We start from the raw sequence: 22,704 nt of genomic DNA on the forward strand, positions 1-22,704 counted from the left end.
ATGACGATTTCCTTAACCACACCAGCTTTATTATTCCCAGCGATTTCTTTGTTATTGTTGGCTTATACTAATCGTTTTTTAGCAATAGCGAATCTAATTAGAAGTTTACATGCCCGCTATATGCAGGAGAATGATGTGAAAATTAAAGCTCAAATTTCTAATTTAAAAAAACGGGTTCTTTTAATAAGAAATATGCAGTTATTAGGTATATCATCCTTATTCTTTTGTGTGGTGAGTATGTTTACGATTTATCAAGAGCATCAAATGGCAGGGAGTATAATATTTGGCTTTTCATTAGTCCTGTTGATGATTTCACTTCTCTTATCTATTATCGAAATACAAATTAGTGTTAAGGCCTTGAATATTCAGATGGGAGATATTGAAAAATGATTTTATGTAAATTTATTTAATCAATTTGCCTCATTATCTGTTTAGTTTGTTGTGAGCACTACAAAACTTAAATACCCAAATACCGAATTGGCTCTTGCTCGAAAGCAGGGCGATGAGTTAGCAGATAAAACTGTAAAGATTCTTTTCGAAACCGGATTTAATCCGCTAAAATCTGATTCATATAATCAATTGATCTATAATAATCAGGCTATTCCTAAAGATTTTCCCGATGTTTTAAGTAAATATTTTTCCGATATTAAATCATCTAAGGTAGATGAGATTTTAGCGGATAATGGTTCTGCATTTTACTTAAAGCATGCAGCACCTGTTATGCTTTGCCTAGGTATGCTTTCACTTCCATATTGTTATGCAGCTGCTGAGGGCGCCAAAGTGCTAAGCTTTTCAAAGAGAATATATGAGCAACCCGAAAAGAGATTAACTGAAACAGCGGAGTTTGTTTTTGATGTGTGTAGTCCTGAAGCATTTCAACCTAATGGAAAAGGATTTATAAGTATTGCTAAAGTGCGTTTAATGCATGCTGCAATTCGGTACCATTTATTGAAAAGTGGAAAGTGGAAAGATGACTTTGGCTATCCAGTGAATCAGGAGGATATGGCTGGAACTAATCTTTCATTTTCATTAATAGCAATTCGCGGACTTAGAAAATTAGGATACACAATAAGTTCTGAGGAATCTCAAACCTATATTCAATACTGGAATATGATAGGTGAAATGCTAGGTATTCAGAATGCTTGGTTACCAGATACTAATCAAGATGCTTTTATTTTAGAGCAAAAAATAAAGCAAAGAAATTTCAAGTACTCTAAAGAAGGGGAGATGCTGGCAGTCAATCTCCAAAATTATATTAAAAGTCAACCATTGCCTTTTCCATTTCCTTCTACCACTATGATGAGCTATTTATTAGGAGAGGATATCTGCAATATGATAGGATTACCTTATGATAGAGTGGATGTTGATTTAATAAGCAATATCAAAAATGTTAATGCGATTAGAAATGCGTTTCCAGCAAATTACCAAAAGGAGTTTATTCTTTTAAAGAAGCAATTCGGTGAGCGTAAATCTGAGAGTTCACCTTTTCAATTTTTATCAAAACTAGCTTCTTAATTAAACCAAGTAAAGTCCTTTAAATCTAATTCTCTATAGGTTTAGTAGATTTATAGAATTTCATTCTATATTTGTGCTGGCTAAACCTAAACTATGGATTTTCAAACTATTGCAACTCTTGCCATTATTTTATTGGCAATCATTCTTTTTGTAACTGAAAAGCTGTCGGTAGATTTAATCGGACTCGTAATCATTTGTGCTTTGGTTATAACGGGAGTGATTACTCCAGTAGAAGGGATTAAAGGATTTAGCAATACCGCTACCATTACAGTTGCTTTTATGTTTGTAATGAGTGCTGCATTATTAAAAACAGGAGCGCTTCAATTTGTTGCCTATAAATTATCAGACATTTTTAAGCGTAATTTTAGGCTTGGCTTGGTTCTTATGATGTTTTTAATTGCTCTTATTTCAGCATTTATTAATAATACTCCCGTTGTTGCGGTATTCATACCAGTAGTGATTCAAATCGCTAAAAGCACAGGTAGGAGCCCTTCTCAGTTATTAATTCCATTGTCATTTGCCTCTATTTTTGGAGGAACTTGTACTTATATCGGTACTTCAACCAATGTGTTAGTGAGCGGTATTGCTCAAGATTTTGGTTTTGAAGGGTTCTCAATGTTCCAATTATTACCATTCGGGATTATATTGGTCATTGTTGGTACGATGTACATGATGCTGATAGGGTCACGAATTTTACCTAAAAACAGAAAAAATGGTGAAGACCTAGAAGAAAAATTTGGGATGCGTGAATATCTGACTGAAATAGAATTACAAGAGAATACTGATTCTATTGGTAAAACCATTATGGAAAGTTCTTTAGTGAAGGATTTACGGATTGATATATTAGAAATCAATAGAAGTGGAACTCGATACAATTTACCTCAGGGGGATTTTATATTAAATGCAGGCGATGTATTGAAAGTGAGATGTAATCTCTCAAACATCAAGGAATTAAAAAGTAGAGCAAAAGTATTGGAAGGATCATCGCTAAAAATGGCGGGTGATAATCTAAAAGGCACAGGTTCCTCATTAGTTGAAATGGTGGTGAGTGCTAATTCCGAATTTGATGGTAAAAATCTTTCGGAATTGGACTTTAGAAGACGGTATAGAGCATCTCCTTTAGCGATTCGGCATAGAGAGGAAGTAATTCATGAAGATTTATATGATATAAAGCTAAAAGCTGGGGATGTACTTTTAGCAGAGGTGAAGTCTCACTATGTGAAGGAACTTCGTAAAAAAGAGATGAGTCAAAACGCGCCATTTGCTCTATTATCTTCTGATCATATGGTAGATTTCAATAAAAAGCAATTTATGCTAGTCACCAGTATATTGGGGATTGTGATTGCTTTAGCTAGTTTTGGAATACTAGATATTGTGATATCAGTTATGGCTGGTGTAGTAGCTTTAGTACTGTTAAATGTGCTCAGCATGAGAGAGGTATATAAAGCCATCAATTGGAAGATAGTTTTTCTTCTAGCTGGTGTTTTAAGCTTTGGTGTGGCTTTGAGTAATACCGGATTAGATCAGAAAATAGCAGGAGGATTAATTAGTCAATTAGGCGGATTTGGTCCTGTAATTGTTTTAAGTGGGTTATATTTAGCTACTTCATTTTTAACCGAATTAATGTCTAATAATGCAACTGCAGCTTTAATGGCACCCATTGCAATTGCTATCAGTACTCAGTTAGGTTTAGTACCCACCCCATTTTTGATGGCAGTTACTTTTGCTGCATCGGCTAGTTTTATGACTCCAATTGGTTATCAGACTAATACCATGGTTTATACATCTGGCAATTATAAGTTTACTGATTTTACAAAGGTAGGGGTGATGTTAAATCTTCTTTTCTGGATTTTAGCGACTATCTTCTTACCGCTCTTATTTCCTTTTGAGAGTCTTTAAATGGTGCCCTGCAAAAAGCAATCTAATCCATCAGTAAACATGTGAAAAAGCAATCCTATTGCGACCAATCTGCTACGTTTTGGGAAAAGGAGAAAGAAATATATGAGAATAGCGTAAAAGGAATGCAGTGGGTGAAAACCAATGCTACATCTGTTAGGGTCGAATATAGGAGAAGCAAGTAGATGATCTAAATCAACCAACATAGTGCCTAATAAAACAATATAGGCTTGCTTCCAATTTTGCTTATTATACAAGTAGGCAATTCCTAATGGTGCAATAAAATGTAGGCTATAATGGATAATGTTTTCAATCATAAGGGACCAAATTAAGCATGACCTATCATATTTAATAAGGATTCATACATTTTATCTTGCTTGATAGTGTTAGGGTTTCCTATTATAATCAATTTTCTTTTAGCTCTGGTTAATGCAACGTTTAATCGTCTATAATCCCTGAGGAAGCCTATATTTCCTTCTTGGTTTGATCGAACTAGGCTAATTATGATTACTTCTTTTTCACGACCTTGGAAACCATCTATTGATTTAATTTCAATATGATAATCTCGCATTTCTGATTTTAAGCGAGATACTTGTTGATCATAAGGACAAATGATTCCTATATCATCAGGAAAAAGCCTAGAGGAAAGTAATGCATCCGTAATCTTTTTAGTTAGCTTAATCTCTTCTTTATTGTAATAGGAGAAACTATCCGTTAATTGCTCCTCTACTCCTTCTTCACAGGGGATAAATACTATGGGTTTTGATGCTTTTAAAACATCATCTATAATAGGATCTATGTAAGGATAGGGTTCGAAACCCAGCATGTCTTTTAAATTATGATGGGCTACAGAAGGATGAGCTTTAAGGCGATTAGAATAGAAGTGTTCATTTGAGAACTTCATTATTTCTTTATTCATCCTGTACTGAATCGTTAGAATATCCATTCTATCTTTTGGCAGTTCAGATTGAAATCTTTCAAACAAGCTTACATTAAGTTGAGCAGCTTCTTGTGCTTTTACGGTAGGGGGAAGTTGTTTATGATCACCTGCTAAGATCCATTTTTTTCCTTTTACCAAAGGAATTAATACTTCGGGTTCGGTGGATTGAGTAGCTTCGTCTATACAGACTATATCAAAAATAATGTCCTTCAATAACTCGCTTCCAGCAGAAGAATTCGTAGTACAAATAACATCACTTTTCTCTAAAATACTTTCAATAGCATTGGCTTGTAAAGCATTGGCATCATCAAAACTTTTATTAATCTGTTGCTGAATTTGTATCCACTTTGCCATCTTTCTAAGCTTGGATTGATGGATACCTCTATACGGTTTCTTGCTATTTGCTAATTGTATTATTTTATGATCGCTCAGACCTCTTCTGTTTTGCCCAGTAGCAGGAATATAGTCTTCTTGTTCTTTTTTTAAGATCTGGATTTTATTCCAAATACTGTTAGCTTGTTGGAAATCTGGGTGGTCTTGTAATTTCACATCTAAGCTTAAGCTCAGTAAATTTTCATCCATCCTTACAGGATTCCCTATTCTGGTAGAAGGTATATTTAAGGAGTGTAATTTATCTAAAATGTTATCTACAGCAGTGTTCGATGGAGCGCTTACTAAGATTTTCTTTTTCTGATTATGGAAAGCTTTTATAAGATAGGATAGGGTAGTAGTCTTTCCAGTTCCGGGAGGGCCATGTATTAGAAAAATATCATTTGAGTTATTCGCTTGCTTGACTATACTAACTTGTTTTTCATTTAGCTTTTTGTCTAATTCTATACTAATTTCCGATTCATTATGATCTTTGAAAAAGTCAATATTTGATTTTAGAAATTCTTGAATTTTGGGGTTCTTTTCTGCTACACTTAAGGCTTCGCTCATTCTTTGAAAAGTAATATCATTCGAGAATAAATCTAGTCGTAAATTTTTACCATAAACTACATATGGGGGAGTCTTATTATACCCAATCGTAATGCTTCTTTTAGTCTTACTAATTACCGTAGCTTGATCTTCTGTTCCTGTTGGTTTCTCCTTTGAAATAATAACGATATCCCCATTAGATATTTCATTCTCTGAGATCCCGGAACCCTTAACCAGTTTTACTAAATACATACCTCCAATTCCAGTCCCAGCATCTCTACCATTAAGCCCTAGTATTGCTCTTCCTTTTCGTTCCCTTTGCCTGCCGTTTAGCATTAAGATTTCGTTAAGATGAAAATCCATCTCTGCTTTTCTTTCAATCTGGATAAGGTGTTCGAAATGCTCTCTGTACTTATGGATGTTGCTAAAGCTTTTCATGATAGGAAATATCTGTTCAGTTGCTACAAACTTACTGAATAGGAGTAGGGTTTTGTAAAAATTAATTTTTAAAGTCTTCTCTTAAAATAATTATATAGGATATGATCTAGAGTCTGACTTCAAAAATCTCCCATATTAATTAATTATACATTTTTCATTATACTCCTATATGTGTTGTAAGTATTTAGTAATTGTATTTTATAGATATGGATAGAAATTCGGTAAAACTAAATCGCTTTGTAAAGGATTTTCATATTGCCTCCCTTGATTATGCTCTCAGAAGAAAATTTGGTCAGCTTATTAGTATTCAAGTTAATGATTAGTTAAGTCCTTATAAAATATTAATAATGAGATATTAATATTGTTTTAATAAATAATAAGTTTAAATATGAACTTGAGTAATCTTTTAGTTTTTGATTCCTGTGCAAAATATTATTTGGAAGACATTTTAGTGGTGTAATTGGCTATTTTCATCCCTTATTGTAATGTTTTTACAATTAATCAAATAGATTTTTATACTCTAATAATATTATTAATCTAATGAGTGAACATCAAGGGATTAAACTTCATAGATGGATTTATTACTATAACTATTATGGTTTCGCTGGGATATGTTTTATGTATTAATTTTTATTTCTTGAAATAATTAAATCAATATATTTTGCTTTTTTATGTTCATCTGTTTCATTTTTATAAGATGTGCTTCTTTTTGATTAATATCGTTCTATGAAAAAAATATTATTAACACTATTAGCTTTACTCGTTTTGAGTATTGTGACTTTTTATTTTTGGGGCAGTTCCAATTTTTCTGATGATGATAAATATGATCAAATTGTAAACTATAATAATGAGCTAAAGTCTTCATCGGATACCCTTTCAATATTGACCTACAATATTGGTTACTTATCGGGTATGACCAATAACCTAGCGGTAGATAGAAAACAATCTCTTTTTACAGATAATTTTGATCGATCTGTTAGAATATTAGATAGTGCCAATTATGATTTTATCGGTTTGCAAGAAGTGGATTTTTTTTCCTCTCGGAGTTATAATATTAATCAGTTTGATAGCCTAGGAAATTACTTAAATTATTATCAAGGAGCTTATGCGGTAAACTGGGATAAGTCCTATGTTCCATTCCCATACTTACCAGTTCGAAATCATTTTGGAAAGATGTTATCTGGGCAAGGTATTCTAAGTAAAATGCAAATATTATCTAATGAATTTATCACATTAAGAAAACCAATTAGTGCACCTTTTTACTATAATGCTTTTTATCTTGATCGATTATTACAAATTACTAAAGTGCAAGTAGGTTCTGATACTTTAATTATTATGAACGTTCATTTAGAGGCTTTCGATAAAGAGACAAGAGAGTTACAAGCTAAAAAAGTATATAATATTTATAAGTCTTATTCTTCTGATTACCCGACTCTATTAATTGGGGATTTTAATAGTCGTCCACCCTTCGCTTCTGATATAGTGGAAGAGGAAATAACGATTGGTTTATTTTTAATTGACCCTAATATTGGAGAGGCTATTGAAAAGGATAGATATTTAGAAAGTGAAGCTAAGTATTTTACTTTCAATACTGATAAACCTTACGAAAGATTAGACTATATCTTTTATAATAAAAACAAGATTTCTAAAATTGACTCAGATGTATTAAGAGTAGCTGGAGACATCTCAGATCACCTGCCTGTTTGGATGACTTTTAGTCTTAAATAATCCTTCATTTTAAAATTTTAAACCTTTAAATTGGCTTAGTATAAAACTATATAATTATGCATTCAAAAATTCAAAAACATTGGGAGCGCTATGAGAATGGTAAACAATATTATGATGCTTTATTAAAAGTATTTAATGATGATCAATTGAATTTCCAGCCCAGTGAAAATGCTTGGTCAATGTTACAAGTTATGCAACATCTTTACACTTCAGAATCCCTAAGTTTAAAATTTCTTCAGAATTTTGATTTCAACCGTAAGGATGAAAAGCTCGGATTAAAGGCAGAACTGAAAACCATGCTGTTAGTAAATCGCTTGAATTCCAAAAAGAAATTTAAAGCACCCAAAGTATTATCTGATAATAAATCAAATCTTGACATCAGAGATGATGCTCATGAATTTGGTCATCAATGGCAAAAGTTAGATCAAGACTTGTTAAGCTTTTTGCAGGATTTCCCAACAGATAAAATTAATCACTTCTGCTTTATGCACCCTGCGGTAGGTAAACAAAATGTAATTCAATGCCTACAATTTTTTGTTTCTCATATGAAACATCATCAGCACCAAATAGAGGCGATTAATCATCATAAGGATTTCCCGAAATGATTTTTTAGTAGTTGTATTGATTTTATTTATCGAAAATAATTTTTTTCTCTCCTAAATCGTGTCAATTATTTCACTGATTATTTATATTGCTGATAAATCAAACAAAAAACTATGATACCAGAACTTCAAAACTTAAATGAGTCTGAACTAGATCTATTAAAAAAAATACCGGCTATGGTGACCATATTAATCGCTGGCGCTGATGAGGAAATAAGCAAAAGTGAATTAAAGGAGGCGGTTAATGTTACGAAGATTAAGCAAAGTAAGGCCAGGAAAGAATTATTAAGTTATTATAAGGAGGTAGCTCCTGATTTTGAAGAGAGTTTAAATGAGTTATTAAATTCATATCCTCAGGAAGCAGAAGTAAGAAGTAAGCAGGTTATAGAAGAAATAGAAAGACTAAATTCAATATTAACTAAAGTGGATAAAGATTGGGCAGTTCAGTTTATTGAATCCATGAAGGATATTGCAAAAAGAGTTGCAGAAGCAGCGGGTGGAGTTTTTGGATATTTATCAATTGGTTATGAAGAATCAAAACTGATTGATTTGAAAATGATTAAAGTACCAGCATAAAAATCATTCATTTTTATTGCCCAATGTAGATTCACGTAATATTAAGGAGGTTTCCATTACGTGGGTCTTATACTGTACGGGTTTATTTTGTTTGCTCAATTCAATTTCATTTATAATTAATTGTACAGCTTTTTTGCCCATTTCTTGGTCGGGTTGAATTACAGATGAAAGGGGAGGATCAATAACAGAAGACATATTCCAATCACTAAATCCCATCACGGCCACATCTTCCGGAATCTTTATATTCAATTTTTTTAAGGCTTTAATGGCTCCAATTGCAGCAGGATCAGTAGCGCAAAAAATTGCGTTAGGTTTATCATGCTGCTTCATAAGTTCAAGAGTGGCATTAAAACCATCATCTTGTGATACTAGATTACATTTTTTAATAAATTGGTCTTTGAGTTCGAGATTATGTTGCTTCAAAGCAGCTTTATACCCTCTATACCTTTCTTTTGTAGTATGAGGCTCTAATGAGCCTGTGATATGGGCGATTTTAGTTTTGCCAATTTGCACTAAATGCTCAGTTGCTTCAAAAGCCCCTTTAAAATCATCGCAAATAATCTTAGCCGTTTCTAGAGCATTGCTTACTTTATCAATCATTACTACGGGTACATTATGATTTTGCAAACTCCTAAGATGATCTACATTGGTGGTGCTGTCTGATAATGAAATAATAAGTCCATCTATCATACTTCTCTGAAAGGTTTGAACCCCTCTCAATTCTGATTGATAGGATTCATTACTTTGATATAGCATAATGCCGTAACCCGCTTTTTCTGCTTCTGTAATAATGCCATTAATAACATTTGAGAAAAAGTGATGCACGATTTGGGGAATGATAACTCCTATAATGAAGGATTGCTGATTTTTGAAATTAACTGCAAATTCATTTCGCTGATAATGAAGCTTCTCTGCTAATTCAAATACCTTTTTTTTAGTGCTTTCGCTGATGTCAGGTTTATTGTTTAAAGCGCGAGAAACTGAGGGGACACTCAGTCCTAATTCTTTTGCTATGTCTTTTAACCTAATGTTATGTTTACTCATTTTTATATTATTTTAACAAAAAAGCCCTTTTTTATTTAGAAAGATTATAAATAAAGTAGAAAATATTTACGTAAACGATTACGTAAGGGACTAAGTGTACAATTTACACTGAAAGTCTTGCAGAGATTAGATGTAATTTTTACATTGATGTTTAATTATTGTTAAACACATTAAATATACAAAGTGTAATGATATAAGTAATAATTGATTTTTATAATTGATTAGCACTTATTGAACAATTAAACGGCTAAATTTAAAAATTCATGAGACACTTTTTACTAATTATCGCAAGTGTATGCTGGTTTTCCCTGGGAAACCTTTATGCACAAGATAGGACAGTTACCGGTACGGTAACAGATTCAAAGACCGGGGAAGGTTTACCTGGCGTTAACGTGTTAGTGGTGGGCACAACAAATGGTGCTACTACTGATTTCGATGGGAATTATAAACTATCTGTACCCTCAGATGCTAAGTTGAAATTCTCTTACATTGGTTACAAACCACAAACAATTGATGTGGGAAGTAGAAGTGTAGTAAATGTTAAGCTAGAGGAAGATGTTGAACAGCTTTCTGAGGTTGTGGTAGTAGGTTATGGCCAAGTGGAGGCTAGGGATGCTACTGGAGCGGTAGAACGTGTTAGTTCTAAAGAATTCAATGGAGGGGTTATTTCCTCACCTGAGCAATTGATTCAGGGTAAATCAGCTGGTGTGCAAATTACATCTGCCAGTGGTGAACCAGGTGCTGGTGTGAATATTAGAGTCAGAGGTAGTTCATCCGTAAGAAATGGTAATAATCCATTATTTGTTGTAGATGGTATTCCTTTGTCAGGAAATGATGTTACTGCTGGTGGCCCAGACGGAGGTTTAGGTACTTCTGCTCCAAGAAACCCATTAAACTTTTTAAATCCCAATGACATAGAAAGTATGGACATCCTTAAAGATGCGTCTGCTACTGCTATTTATGGAGCAAGAGGTGCAAATGGTGTTATCTTAATCACTACCAAAAGCGGTAAAGGATTAGGAAAGCAAATTACTTACAATGCCAATGTAAGTATTTCTGCACCAGCTAACAGATACAATCTTTTGAATAAGGAGCAATATCTTCAAGGAGTAGAAGACCTTGGATCAAATCCTGAAGACGTTAGATTTGATGATGCTGATACTGATTGGCAAGATGAGATTTTTAGAACAGCAGTTTCTAATAAGCATGATATTTCTTATGCTGATTCTTACGAAACAGGTAATTACAGGGCTTCGGTAGGTTATGAAAACCAAAATGGTATAGTTGAGAGCGCCTCGTTAGAGAGATTTAATGCACGAGTAAATTGGAATCAAAGGTTATTAGATGATAAATTAACATTTAATACTTCTGCTAATGTATCTAGAGTGAATGACAGTTTCGCTCCGATTACCAATAATGCAGGTTTCCAAGGAGATTTACTTGGAGCTGCTTTAATTGCACCTCCAACCTACAGTCCTGATTTTCAAGAGCCAGGATTTTTGAATCCAAATAATCTATTAGCATATAACCAAGATTTGGCTGAAACAAACAGAGCGTTAGTAAATATATCTGTTGATTATGATATTACTGAAAGTTTGAATTTCAGAATAAATGGTGGGTTAGATTATGCTACTTCCACTAGAAATACTGCCATTTCTAGAGATTTAGTAATTGATGCAAGAGGAATAACAGGGAATGGTAGAGCATATAGTGTAGAAAACATAAATAGAAGTACGCTCTTTGAGGCACTTTTAAATTACAACAAGAAAGTTGGGGATGGTAATCTGGATATTCTAGGTGGGTATTCTTATCAAGATTTCCGTTTCACAGGTTCTACTGTGGGAGGATTCGGATATAATACTTCGGACTTAGATGCTATGATTGACCAAACTATTGAAGCTGGAAATATAGTACGTGAGGCTATTAATGGCGATTATCAACAATTTGGATATAGTCCTTCCAATGATGATTACTTTACCAATCAATTTGGTAATGCACCTACTTTGGGAAATCCGGGAAATATCCCTATTACCTCGGTAGTAGAAAATATTTTTGGAAATTATAATGAATTACAATCATTTTTTGGTCGTGTAAATTACAATTTATTCGATAAATTTTTATTTACTGCTACTTTAAGAGCTGATGGTTCTACAAGATTTGGAGGAAATAATAAATATGGAATATTTCCATCTGGAGCATTTGCTTGGAGAATTTCTGACGAAGCTTGGGCATCGGATGCATTTGATAATCTAAAGTTAAGATTAGGATATGGTGTAACGGGTAATCAGGAAATCCCTCATAATCTACATCAAAGGAGACAATCTTTTGGGGATTTAGATGTAAATGCTGACGGCAGCATTATACAACCAGGTAGATCAAATGTTGCGTATGAAAACCCTGACCTACAATGGGAACAGACAGCCATGTATAATGGAGGCTTTGATTTTGGGTTTATAAATAATAGATTGACAGGTAGTATTGATTATTACTACAAAAACACTACTGATTTATTAATACAAATATTCTCTCCACAGCCAGCGGCAACAGATTTTACTTGGAGAAATCTGGATGCAAACGTAATAAATCAAGGGTTTGAACTCATGATGGATTATGTGGCGATTGATAATGGAGATTTAACTTGGAACATTGGCTTTAATGTGTCTAGAAATGATAATGAAGTTCGTAACCTAGGTGCCTTCTTTTTCAATACAGGAAATGTTTTTGGTCAAGGACTTTCAGGAGATTTTGCTCAACAAATAGCCAATAATCAGCCATTGTTTGCTTATTTTATGATCGAATCTGATGGATTTGATGAAGACGGATTTAATAATATACAGGAAGGAGAACGTCAACTTACTGGACAATTCCCAATTCCTGTTTGGAATTTCGGTTTTAATACTACAGCTACTTATAAAAACTTTGATTTTGCATTATATCTAAATGGTCAAGGTGGTCATCATATCTATAATAACACCGCTAATGCCTTCTTTACTGCTGGTAGCTTAGGTACAGGAAGAAACGTAACTGAGGAAGTTTTAGAGAGTGGTGAGGCTCAAGGAAATACTCCTATAGTTTCTACTAACTTCTTAGAGAAAGGAGACTTTTTAAGATTACAAAACCTTTCAGTTGGGTATAATTTCAACCTAGGAGAAAGTAGTTTTATTAAATCTATGAGACTTTCAGCAAATGCCCAGAATTTATTTGTATTGACAAATTATAGTGGTATTGACCCTGAGGTTTCTAATACGGCAAGTAGAGATGGTATACCATCTTTCGGGATTGATTACACACCATTCCCTAGACCGCGAACTTTAACGGTAGGTCTTAATGTTACATTTTAAAAAAATATTAAAATGAGAAGTTTTAAAAATATATTATTAGCAACCTTAGCAGTAACAGTCTTTAGCTGTACTGACTTAGAAGTAGAAGAAATCGATTCTGAAGTAATTGATGAAGATTTAAGTTCTGTCAATGTAAGTGAAAATTTAACAGATTTATATAATTCTTTTGGCGCTGCCCTACTTAATCAAGAAAATACCTATGGATTAATGGAAATTACTGGAGATGCTCAATTAGTTCCAACAAGAGGAACAGATTGGGGAGATGGTGGACGCTGGAGACAATTTCATCAACATACATGGACATCAAGTAATCCCGATGTATTAAGATCTTGGAATGACCTCAACAGATTAACTTTTGTAGCAAATCAAATATTATTGTCTAATCCTGATCCACAAGAAGAGGCAGAGACAAGATATATGAGGGCTTTAGCTACTTTTCTGATCTTAGATTTATGGGGTAAAGTTCCGGATAGAGATCCAAGTGCTCCTGTAATTGAAGATCCAATTATATTATCAAGAGAAGATGCAGTTGCTAGAATCATTGAAGATTTATCTGATGCACAAATTAGTAATTTGCCATCTACAGGTCCAGCTAATCCTGACGGTTTAAGAGTTGCCTCAAAAGCATCGGCCTATTTTTTAAGAGCTAAATTTTATTTAAATAAACATATTTTATTAAATGGCGCAAGTAGTGGTGCAGCTGCCGAATCGGCTGATATGCAACAAGTAATTGCAGATGTTGATGCTATTACTGCAGAAGGATTTTCAATTCAAGATGACTATTTTGACATATTCGAAAATCCAGCAGATAATTCAGAAGCAGTTTATTTAATAACTGGAGATAATGGGTCAACTTTCAGAATTGCAAATACTTTGCACTACAACCATAGTTTTATTCTAAATGGAGGAGGCTGGAATGGCTTTGCAACAACTGCAGAGTTTTACTCATTATTTGAAGGTCCTGAAGATACTAATGCACCAGGTAGTGGACAAGAAGAAAGAAGAGGATTTGTTCCAGACGATAATTTAGGAAGAGGGATGTTATTTGGTCAGCAATATAACTTCGATGGAGAAGCATTACAGACTCGTGGTGGAGCTCCATTGTTTTTTACCAAAGAAATGCCAGAGGAAATTACAGGTCATGGTGAAGCAACTGGAGTCAGATTAATCAAATACCCACCAATTCCGACTGTAAATGAAGAAACTGGTGAATTAGGTCCTGGCCCTGGTGGACCTCCATTCCAAATCTTTATGCGTTATGCCGATGCTTGGTTAATGAAGGCAGAAGCATTGCATAGATCTGGCAATAATAGTGAGGCTTTAGTAATGATAAATCAATTACGAGAATTAAGAGAAGCAACGCCTTTATCTACTCTTTCTGATGATGATATTATTGATGAAAGAGGTAGAGAATTATACATTGAATTCTGGAGACGTCAGGATTTAATCAGATTTGGTAAATTCTTAGAACCATGGTTATATAAACCACAGTCAGAAGAATTCAGACTTCTATTCCCAGTCCCACTTACAGCTGTAAGTACTAATCCTAACTTAGAGCAGAATCCTGGGTATTAATATTTTTGTTAAAAGTGTAAAAAGGATAGCAGATTATATTCTGTTATCCTTTTTTTATACATTTATGCTTATAAAAAGCCTAAATAAACATGTCATTTAGATATTCAATTTTTACTTTCTTCGGTCTTATTTTTTTACTCCTTTCAGCTTGTGATCATGAGCTAGAGGATAAAAAGTCCACATCAAAAAATAATTCTACATATCAACTACTTGATTCTACTCAAACGGGAGTAACTTTTCTTAATCAAGTTCAAAACAAAGATAAATTCAATATATTTTCCTATCGTAATTTCTACAATGGAGGCGGAGTAGGTATCATCGATATCAACAATGATGGCCTTCAAGATATTTTATTTACTGGAAATCAGGTAAGTAATAGATTATACTTAAATAAAGGAAATTTTCAATTCGAAGACATTACTGATAAAGCAGGTATCAAAGGCTACGGTGGCTGGAGTACAGGTGTTAGCATTGTTGATATTAATCAAGATGGTTTTAAAGACATATACATCAGTAATGCTGGGTATGAGGCAGATCAAAAACCCTTCAATGAATTATTTATCAATAATGGAGATAATACCTTCACAGAAAAGGCCAAAGAATATGGATTAGATGATGATGGGTATTCTACCCACGCTGCTTTTTTTGATTATGATGGAGATGGTGACTTAGACGTTTATATTCTCAACAACTCATTTATTCCAGTAAATACTTTAAATAATAGTAATAAAAGAGATCTATATGCTGAAGATTGGAATGTAAAAGACTTTGTAAAAGGAGGGGGAGATAAACTATTAAGAAATGATAACGGAAACTTTATTGATGTAAGTAAAGAGGCGGGAATTTATGGTTCTTTAATTGGTTTTGGACTTGGAGTAACGGTTGGTGACATTAATGGAGATCAATTGCAGGATATTTATGTATCGAATGACTTTTTTGAAAGAGATTATATCTACATCAATCAAGGAGACGGAACTTTTTCAGAAGATAGTAAAAAGTGGATGGGGCATATGAGCTTGGCTTCTATGGGAGCTGATTTAGCCGATATTAATAATGATGGTTATCCAGAAATATTTACAACTGAAATGATTCCTGAAACAGACCAGTTGATAAAGCAGAAATTACAATTCGAAGATTTTAATACTTACCAACTTAAATTAAGAAGAGATTTTTATCACCAGTACATGCATAATGCACTACAACTTAATACTGGTGAATCATTTCAAGAAATTGCTTGGTATGCCAATGTTGCTCAGTCTGATTGGAGTTGGGGAGCACTTATGTTTGACGCAAACATGGATGGCTTAAATGATATTTTTGTTTGTAATGGGGTATATCAAGATGTAACCGATGCAGACTTCATGGATTTCTTCGCAAATGAAGTAGTGCAAAAAATGGTCCTTACAGGCAAAAAGGATAAAATGGAAGATGTGCTAAAAAAGATGCCTAGTAATGCGCAAATCAATAAACTTTTCATAAATACTGGAGACTTACAATTTGATGATAGAGAAAAGGAAATGGGCCTTGGCCAAAAAACATTTTCCAATGGCGCAGCTTATGCAGATTTAAACAATGATGGCAGCCTTGACCTTATTGTGAATAATTTAAATCAACTTTCCAGTATTTATAAAAGCAATGCCAAAACTGATAGTACACATTTTTTGAAAGTTGCACTAGCTTATCAAAAACCTAATATTGATGGAATAGGAACAAAGGTTCAGCTGTATGCTGATGGCAATCAATTTTATAGACAAATGATGCCAAGCAGAGGTTTCCAATCTTCGGTAGATTATAATTTACATTTCGGATTAGGTTCAATCAATTCGATTGATTCTATTAAAATTACTTGGCCTAATAATTTAATTAGCGCAATATATAATGCACCAATTGATACTCTATTGAATATTCAATTTGAATCCTTAGATAAACTAGAGAAGGCAGTTCCAGGAAAGATGTCAATAAATTCTGAAGAATACTTCACTCAAGTAGATCATGATTTTATAAGTCATGAAGAAGATCAGCATGTTGATTATTATTATGAAGGTTTAATCATGAGAATGCTTTCTAAGGAAGGACCAGTTCATGAAGTGCTTGATTTAGACAGTGATGGCTTAGAAGATGTAGTGATAGGAGGTGCAAAAGGTCAAAATACACAGTTATATTTCCAACGTAATAATGGCAGTTTTCAACAGCAAAATTTAGAAGATAATGAATTTGAAGTAACTGCAATTCATGCTTTTGATGCAAATCAAGATGGAAGATTAGATTTATACTTTGGATATGGTGGGAATTTTCAATCAAAGGATTACCCAGTATATCATGATAAACTATATGTTCAGTCATCAAGTAGATCATTTAAAATCAAAGAAAATTCCATACCAGAGACAGGAAATAATACATCAGTAGTATTGAGTTTTGATTATGATGAAGATGGAGACCAGGATATATTTATTGGAAGTAGATCTGTGCCCCAAGAATATGGACAAAGTCCTAAAAGTTATTTACTCGAAAATGATGGGAATGGAGTTTTTAAAGATATGACCATCAGAAGAGCCAAAGAGTTAGATGGTTTAGGGATGGTTACAGATGCAGTTTTAGTTGATTTGAATAAAAATGGAAATCAAAATTTGATAATTGTAGGAGAATGGATGGGTATTGAAATATTCGAGATTGAAGGTAGACAAATTAAAAAAGTTGAAAATAAAGAACTATCCAATTCTAAAGGTTGGTGGAATACAGTTAAGACTGGAGATTTTAATAATGATGGCTTGATGGATCTAGTGGTGGGGAACAGAGGTGATAATTTCTATTTTTCAGCTACTAATGAGCTGCCAGTAAAAATATGGCTTGAAGATTTTGACTCAAATGGAGACCGAGACAAAATATTGACAAGGACTATTGGAGGTAGAGATATGCCAATACAACAAAAGGGTGAAATGATTAGTCAATTACCAGCATTGAAAAAGCAGAATTTGAAATACGAAGACTACAGTAAAAAGTCTATACAAGAATTACTAGGTAATGAGGTGATTCAAAATGCTGATTATAAAGAAGTCAATACATTCCGAACTAAAATATTGATCAATAAAGGTGGTGGTAGTTTCAGTGAAGCTCAGCTCCCAGCTCAAGTTCAATTTTCTGCCATACATTCTATTCAGCTTTTAGACATTAATAAGGATGGTTATCTTGATTTAATATTAGCAGGTAACGAAAGTGATTTTAAACCACAATTTGGAAAATTAGATGCGAATGATGGGTTAATTCTATTCGGTGATGGTAAAGGTAATTTTGCCCTTAATTCTAAGCTTAAGAGCCTAAAGATTGATGGGAATGTGAGAGATATGAATTTAATTTCAATTCAAGGTCAAGAACATCTACTCATTGGCAGAAATAATGATACTTCGATCTTATTCAAAATGAATTAAATAATGATTAAAAATCTAAATAGACATATGATTAGATTTATCAAAAGTTCAAAATTACATACTGTACTATCACTACTCTTTTTAGTTTTTATATCATCTTGTTCCAATTCAGATGATTCCTATTTTGAGTTATTGGATTCTAATCAAACAGGATTAAACTTTGAAAATAATCTAGAGCAAACTACTGAGTTTTCTTTTTTTGATTATATGTATTTCTACAATGGTGGGGGTGTTGCAGCAGCTGATTTTAATAACGATAATTTAGTAGATGTATTTTTCACCTCTAATATGGGTGAGAATAAGTTATTCTTAAACCAAGGCAATTTTAAATTTAAGGATGTCAGTGATCGAGCTGGAATTAAAGGAGAGGGATATTGGTCGACAGGAGCTTCTGTGGTTGATATTAACCAAGATGGATTGTTAGACATCTATGTAAATGTAGTAGGTGATCATGAAGTATTAAAAGGAACCAATCAATTATTTATATGTAAGAAAATTGAAAATGGTATTCCTGTTTTTGAAGATGAGGCTATTGCTTATGATTTAGATTTTGCAGGATTTGGTACCCAAGCAGCATTTGCCGACTTTGACAAAGATGGTGATTTAGACCTCTTCCAGTTGAATCACAGTATTCATCAAAATGGTACTTTCGGCAAAAGGACTGACTTTAAAGGTGAAATTAGCGATGTAGCAGGAGATAAATATTTTAGAAATGACAATGGAAAATTTGTAAATGCAACTCGAGAAAGTGGTATTAATAGTTCAGTAATTGGTTATGGATTAGGGGTTGTAGTGGGAGATGTTAATAATGATGGCTATCCTGATATCTATGTTGGGAACGACTTCCATGAAAATGATTATCTCTACATTAACCAAGGAAATGGAACATTCAAGGAAAGCTTAACTGAACAAATAAATCATACAAGTAGGTTTTCCATGGGAGTAGACATGGCTGATATTAATAATGACTCCTACAATGACATCATTTCTTTAGACATGCTTCCTTATGATCCTCAAATCCTGAAAAGTAGTTTAGGAGAAGACGCTTTTGATGTATATAGATTCAAAAAGACCTTTGGCTATAATGATCAATTTGCTAGAAATAATCTCCAATTGAATAATCACAATGGAACATTCAGTGAAATCGCATTATACGCGGATGTTTATGCAAGTGATTGGTCTTGGGCTCCCTTATTTATGGATTTTGATAATAATGGGGATAAGGATCTTTTCATTTCGAACGGTATTCCTAGAAGAATGAATGATATTGATTATATGAATTTCATGAATTCAAATGAGGATCAAAGGATGAAAACACAAATGGGAATGGTGGATAAGGAAGATCTTCAGATTGTAGAGAAAATGCCTAAAATCAAGCTTCCTAATCGATTTTATTCTAATAATGCTGATTTAACATTTAATGATATCAGTGAATCAGTAACAAATAATAAATCATCTTATTCAAATGGAGCGGTTTATGCTGATTTAGATAATGATGGCGATTTAGATATTATTGTCAATAATTTAGAAGATAAACCCTTTATTTATAAGAATAACAGTATTGAAAAAGGGATTAGTGGAACTTATTTGCAGCTGCAATTAACTGGCTATAAAGGTAATATTAATGCAATTGGAAGTAGGGTTATAGTTAGATTAAAAAATGGCAAAACATTGAGCTATGAGTACTATCCGGTAAAAGGTTTTCAAAGTTCAGTACTGGATGATTTTCATATAGCAATAGGAGACAGTAGTCAGCTCAATAAGATTCAACTGATCTGGCCAAATGGTAAATCTCAAGACATTAGTACCTTAAAACTGAACAGCTTACATCAGATATCCTATTCTGATGAGCTAGGTTCCTATGATTTTTCTACGCTCAGAAAATCAAATTATAATTATAGAGCTGTAGAAATACAGGATTCATTAGGGATTGATATAGTTCATGAAGAAAATCAATTAGTTGAATTTATCAGAGAACCCTTAATGCCTCATATGGTTTCTACAGAAGGCCCAGCTTTAGCGGTTGCCGATATAAATGGTGATGGTTTAGAGGATTTTTTCTTTGGATCATCGAAGCGAGTGCCGAGTCAAATTTGGATTCAACAAGAATCAGGACAATTCATTAAATCAGATCAGCATTTCATTCAAAATGATAGTGTATTTGAAGATGTTGATGCAGTTTTTGCAGATGTTGATAATGATGGAGATCAGGATCTACTAATAGCCTCGGGTGGGAACGAATACAAAGCCAATTCAGAATATACTGCGCAAAGACTTTATTTAAATGATGGTTCAGGAGTATTTACTTCAAAATTTATATTTCCTGAGAGTAATATGACAGCTTCTACAGTTACTGTGGGTGATTATAATGATGATGGATTTCAAGATGTGTTTTTTGGAGGGAGAGCTGTTCCTTATGGATATGGCTTGAATCCAGGTTCTAAACTCTATTTTAATAATCAAGATGCAACATTTAGCTTAGTAAATGATGATTCCGCTCCCTTTTTAAACAGCCTTGGAATGCTAACAGATGCAACATCAGCTGATGTTAATGGTGATGGTAGACTGGATATAGTTTTAGCAATAGAATGGGAGCCTATTCAAGTGATGTTCAATTTAGGGAATGGATTTGAATTGAAATCCATAAGTTCAGAAAGTGGATGGTGGAATACAGTAATGGCTGAAGATTTTAACAGAGATGGTACTCTAGATATTATAGCAGGAAATGTAGGTGAAAATTCAAGGTTTAAGCCAAGCAAGGAAGAGCCTGTTAATTTATATTTAAAAGATTTTGATGGGAATGGACAAAATGATCCTATTTTGACTTATTTCTTAAAAGGAAAAGAAATCCCCTTTGCTAATCATGCTGAATTATTGAAACAATTGCCTTATTTGAAAAAAGAATGGAAATATGCACAGGATTTTTCAAGGGCCAGTCTTGAAGGCATATTTGGAAGTGATCAGTTAGAATCTGCTAAAAAGCTTTCAGCTAATGACTTTTCAAGTTATTTATATGTAAATAAAGGAAATAAAGGTTTTGAAGCTAAAAAGTTACCAATGGAACTTCAGATTTCTACTTTGAATGCAGTAGAGATAGTCAGTAATGGAAAATCCACAAAGCCGGAACTATTAGGTGCTGGTAATTTTTATGAGAATAACATTGAAATGGGAAAGTATGATGCTCAGTATGGTACTGTATTTTCATTTCAGGATTCTACTTTTACTATTAAAAGTGTCAGAGATTTGAAACTTGATAGTCAGGTGAGAAACATCAAGTCGATAAAAATTAAGGGTAAGACCTTGCTACTTGTGGCATCAAACAATAGTGAATTTAAATTAATAGAATTAACAACTGATAATTAATAGTGATGAAGCGTATATTTTTAATCTTTCTTATTTCGGCAGGAATAATTTTTTCATGCTCTGAAAAGCCTCATCAAAAAACAAAGGTTGAGGCTGCAGACTTGCATTCCCTGATGCAAAAAGTAACAGATATTACTGTTCACGATATTTTTTCACCTCCTGTAGCGAGTAGAGTATATGTTTATCCTTCGGTAGCTACCTATGAAGTTTTGGCTACTAATGATTCCAGCTATAAATCTTTAGGGGGTCAGCTTAATGGTTTAACTCCTATTCCAAATTATACCAATGAGGAGGTTAATATTGATATAGCCAGTATATATGCTAATTATTTAACCTCAAAAATGCTGATTTTTTCCGAGGATATGTTGGAAGAATGGTTAGCAGAGTGGAAGTTGAAACTTGAAGAAAGGGGATTGACAGAAGCGGAATGGGAAGCGTCAATTGCTTACGGTAAGCTAGTTCACGAGCACATAAAGGCTTGGGCTAATGAAGATAATTATAAAGAAACTAGAACAATGGCTAAACATCCCTTAAGTGATAAGCCAAATCATTGGGAGCCTACACCGCCTGCTTATATGGCTGCTATTGAACCGCATTGGAATAAAATTAGGACATTCGTTCTAGATAGTGCAGATCAGTTTGTTCCTCAACCTCCATATCAATTCAGCATGGAGAAAGGTAGTCCATTTTATAAAGAGATGATGGAAGTGTATGAGGTAGTTAAAAATGCTAACTCTGAGGAGAAGGAAATTGCTTCTTTTTGGGATTGTAATCCTTATGTGATGAATGTAACAGGCCATGTTATGTTCGCGACTAAAAAAATAACTCCTGGTGGACATTGGATGGGAATCACAAAAATAGCAGCTAAAGCACATGATTCTGATTTAATGGAAAGTAGTTATGCTTATGCAAAAACAACAATTGCTCTTGCAGATGCTTTTATTGCTTGTTGGGATGAGAAATATAGGTCTAATTTAATAAGGCCTGAGACCATCATCAATAGAAGAATTGATGAAGATTGGACCCCAACATTACAAACTCCCCCTTTTCCTGAATATACGAGTGGTCATAGTGTGATTTCTACAGCTGCAGCTAATGCTTTGACTGATGTTTATGGTGATAATTTTCATTTTGTAGACAGTACTGAACAAAAATATGGCTTACCATCTAGAGAATTTGATTCATTTATGGAAGCTTCCAGAGAGGCTGCTATGAGTAGATTATATGGAGGAATTCACTACCGTAAGGCCATTGAAGAAGGTATTTGGCAAGGTCAGCAAGTTGCACAGGAGATTAGAAAAAAAATAACTTTTAGAGAAAATAATTCAATAGCAATTAAATAA

General features: G+C 33.5%; 14 protein-coding genes. 11 read left to right on the forward strand and 3 right to left on the reverse strand.

Features of this window, described 5'->3' with window-relative positions; all coding sequences use genetic code 11:
- The 3 genes from QYS48_RS13965 (at position 1) to QYS48_RS13975 (ending at position 3,414) form a co-directional block, all read left to right on the forward strand.
- Positions 1 to 390 (forward strand): DUF2721 domain-containing protein, encoded by a 390-nt coding sequence (locus QYS48_RS13965; protein ID WP_308356446.1) that lies wholly within the window; start codon positions 1 to 3, stop codon positions 388 to 390.
- Positions 391 to 441: 51 nt separating this feature from the next.
- The gene (locus tag QYS48_RS13970) at positions 442 to 1,515 is read left to right on the forward strand and encodes an oxygenase MpaB family protein (protein ID WP_308356447.1); all 1,074 of its coding nucleotides are present in this window, start codon (positions 442 to 444) and stop codon (positions 1,513 to 1,515) included.
- Between the two features lie 93 nt (positions 1,516 to 1,608).
- Complete coding sequence (locus tag QYS48_RS13975; RefSeq protein ID WP_308356448.1) at positions 1,609 to 3,414, forward strand: SLC13 family permease; 1,806 nt, start codon at positions 1,609 to 1,611, stop codon at positions 3,412 to 3,414.
- Here the strand turns inward: QYS48_RS13975 and QYS48_RS13980 are convergent.
- Positions 3,411 to 3,728: a DUF6122 family protein gene (locus tag QYS48_RS13980; protein WP_302101119.1), complete on the reverse strand. Its 318-nt coding sequence runs from the start codon at positions 3,726 to 3,728 to the stop codon at positions 3,411 to 3,413. The genes QYS48_RS13975 and QYS48_RS13980 overlap by 4 nt on opposite strands.
- 11 nt (positions 3,729 to 3,739) lie before the next feature.
- Entirely contained in the window at positions 3,740 to 5,707 is a 1,968-nt protein-coding gene (locus tag QYS48_RS13985; RefSeq protein WP_308356449.1) for an IGHMBP2 family helicase, read from the reverse strand.
- 726 nt (positions 5,708 to 6,433) lie between these two features.
- Between QYS48_RS13985 and QYS48_RS13990 the strand changes: the two genes are divergently transcribed.
- The 3 genes from QYS48_RS13990 to QYS48_RS14000 all read left to right on the forward strand — a co-directional run bounded on the left by QYS48_RS13990 (position 6,434) and on the right by QYS48_RS14000 (position 8,613).
- A complete protein-coding gene (locus QYS48_RS13990) occupies positions 6,434 to 7,435 on the forward strand; it encodes an endonuclease/exonuclease/phosphatase family protein (RefSeq protein WP_308356450.1) in 1,002 nt (333 codons plus the stop codon).
- Positions 7,436 to 7,491: 56 nt separating this feature from the next.
- Positions 7,492 to 8,040: a DinB family protein gene (locus QYS48_RS13995; RefSeq protein WP_308356451.1), complete on the forward strand. Its 549-nt coding sequence runs from the start codon at positions 7,492 to 7,494 to the stop codon at positions 8,038 to 8,040.
- A gap of 111 nt (positions 8,041 to 8,151) precedes the next feature.
- Complete coding sequence (locus QYS48_RS14000) at positions 8,152 to 8,613, forward strand: hypothetical protein (RefSeq protein WP_308356453.1); 462 nt, start codon at positions 8,152 to 8,154, stop codon at positions 8,611 to 8,613.
- A gap of 3 nt (positions 8,614 to 8,616) precedes the next feature.
- Here the strand turns inward: QYS48_RS14000 and QYS48_RS14005 are convergent, their stop codons facing one another.
- The gene (locus QYS48_RS14005; protein ID WP_302101112.1) at positions 8,617 to 9,657 is read right to left on the reverse strand and encodes a LacI family DNA-binding transcriptional regulator; all 1,041 of its coding nucleotides are present in this window, start codon (positions 9,655 to 9,657) and stop codon (positions 8,617 to 8,619) included.
- A 263-nt stretch (positions 9,658 to 9,920) separates the two neighbouring features.
- Here QYS48_RS14005 and QYS48_RS14010 point away from each other — a divergent pair, with 263 nt between their 5' ends.
- The 5 genes from QYS48_RS14010 to QYS48_RS14030 all read left to right on the forward strand — a co-directional run bounded on the left by QYS48_RS14010 (position 9,921) and on the right by QYS48_RS14030 (position 22,704).
- A complete protein-coding gene (locus QYS48_RS14010) occupies positions 9,921 to 12,998 on the forward strand; it encodes a SusC/RagA family TonB-linked outer membrane protein (RefSeq protein ID WP_308356454.1) in 3,078 nt (1,025 codons plus the stop codon).
- A 12-nt stretch (positions 12,999 to 13,010) separates the two neighbouring features.
- Positions 13,011 to 14,573 (forward strand): RagB/SusD family nutrient uptake outer membrane protein, encoded by a 1,563-nt coding sequence (locus QYS48_RS14015; protein ID WP_308356455.1) that lies wholly within the window; start codon positions 13,011 to 13,013, stop codon positions 14,571 to 14,573.
- An 89-nt stretch (positions 14,574 to 14,662) separates the two neighbouring features.
- On the forward strand, positions 14,663 to 17,998 hold the full coding sequence (locus QYS48_RS14020; protein ID WP_308356456.1) for a VCBS repeat-containing protein: 3,336 nt from the start codon (positions 14,663 to 14,665) through the stop codon (positions 17,996 to 17,998).
- A 3-nt stretch (positions 17,999 to 18,001) separates the two neighbouring features.
- Positions 18,002 to 21,361 carry a VCBS repeat-containing protein gene (locus tag QYS48_RS14025; protein WP_308356457.1) on the forward strand — a complete coding sequence of 1,120 codons (3,360 nt, stop codon included), beginning with the start codon at positions 18,002 to 18,004 and terminating at the stop codon, positions 21,359 to 21,361.
- A gap of 5 nt (positions 21,362 to 21,366) precedes the next feature.
- Positions 21,367 to 22,704 (forward strand): vanadium-dependent haloperoxidase, encoded by a 1,338-nt coding sequence (locus QYS48_RS14030; protein ID WP_308356458.1) that lies wholly within the window; start codon positions 21,367 to 21,369, stop codon positions 22,702 to 22,704.

Origin of the sequence: Marivirga arenosa (assembly GCF_030503895.2) — a bacterium.
Classification (GTDB): domain Bacteria; phylum Bacteroidota; class Bacteroidia; order Cytophagales; family Cyclobacteriaceae; genus Marivirga; species Marivirga arenosa.

What these genes read in the sequence shown, in the direction of transcription:
- QYS48_RS13965 (WP_308356446.1), top strand. Translation starts at nt 1, where the DNA reads ATGACGATTTCCTTAACCACACCAGCTTTATTATTCCCAGCGATTTCT.
- QYS48_RS14005 (WP_302101112.1), bottom strand. Translation starts at nt 9,657, where the DNA reads ATGAGTAAACATAACATTAGGTTAAAAGACATAGCAAAAGAATTAGGA.
- QYS48_RS14025 (WP_308356457.1), top strand. Translation starts at nt 18,002, where the DNA reads ATGATTAAAAATCTAAATAGACATATGATTAGATTTATCAAAAGTTCA.
- QYS48_RS14015 (WP_308356455.1), top strand. Translation starts at nt 13,011, where the DNA reads ATGAGAAGTTTTAAAAATATATTATTAGCAACCTTAGCAGTAACAGTC.
- QYS48_RS13985 (WP_308356449.1), bottom strand. Translation starts at nt 5,707, where the DNA reads ATGAAAAGCTTTAGCAACATCCATAAGTACAGAGAGCATTTCGAACAC.
- QYS48_RS14020 (WP_308356456.1), top strand. Translation starts at nt 14,663, where the DNA reads ATGTCATTTAGATATTCAATTTTTACTTTCTTCGGTCTTATTTTTTTA.
- QYS48_RS14010 (WP_308356454.1), top strand. Translation starts at nt 9,921, where the DNA reads ATGAGACACTTTTTACTAATTATCGCAAGTGTATGCTGGTTTTCCCTG.
- QYS48_RS13990 (WP_308356450.1), top strand. Translation starts at nt 6,434, where the DNA reads ATGAAAAAAATATTATTAACACTATTAGCTTTACTCGTTTTGAGTATT.
- QYS48_RS14030 (WP_308356458.1), top strand. Translation starts at nt 21,367, where the DNA reads ATGAAGCGTATATTTTTAATCTTTCTTATTTCGGCAGGAATAATTTTT.
- QYS48_RS13980 (WP_302101119.1), bottom strand. Translation starts at nt 3,728, where the DNA reads ATGATTGAAAACATTATCCATTATAGCCTACATTTTATTGCACCATTA.
- QYS48_RS14000 (WP_308356453.1), top strand. Translation starts at nt 8,152, where the DNA reads ATGATACCAGAACTTCAAAACTTAAATGAGTCTGAACTAGATCTATTA.
- QYS48_RS13975 (WP_308356448.1), top strand. Translation starts at nt 1,609, where the DNA reads ATGGATTTTCAAACTATTGCAACTCTTGCCATTATTTTATTGGCAATC.
- QYS48_RS13995 (WP_308356451.1), top strand. Translation starts at nt 7,492, where the DNA reads ATGCATTCAAAAATTCAAAAACATTGGGAGCGCTATGAGAATGGTAAA.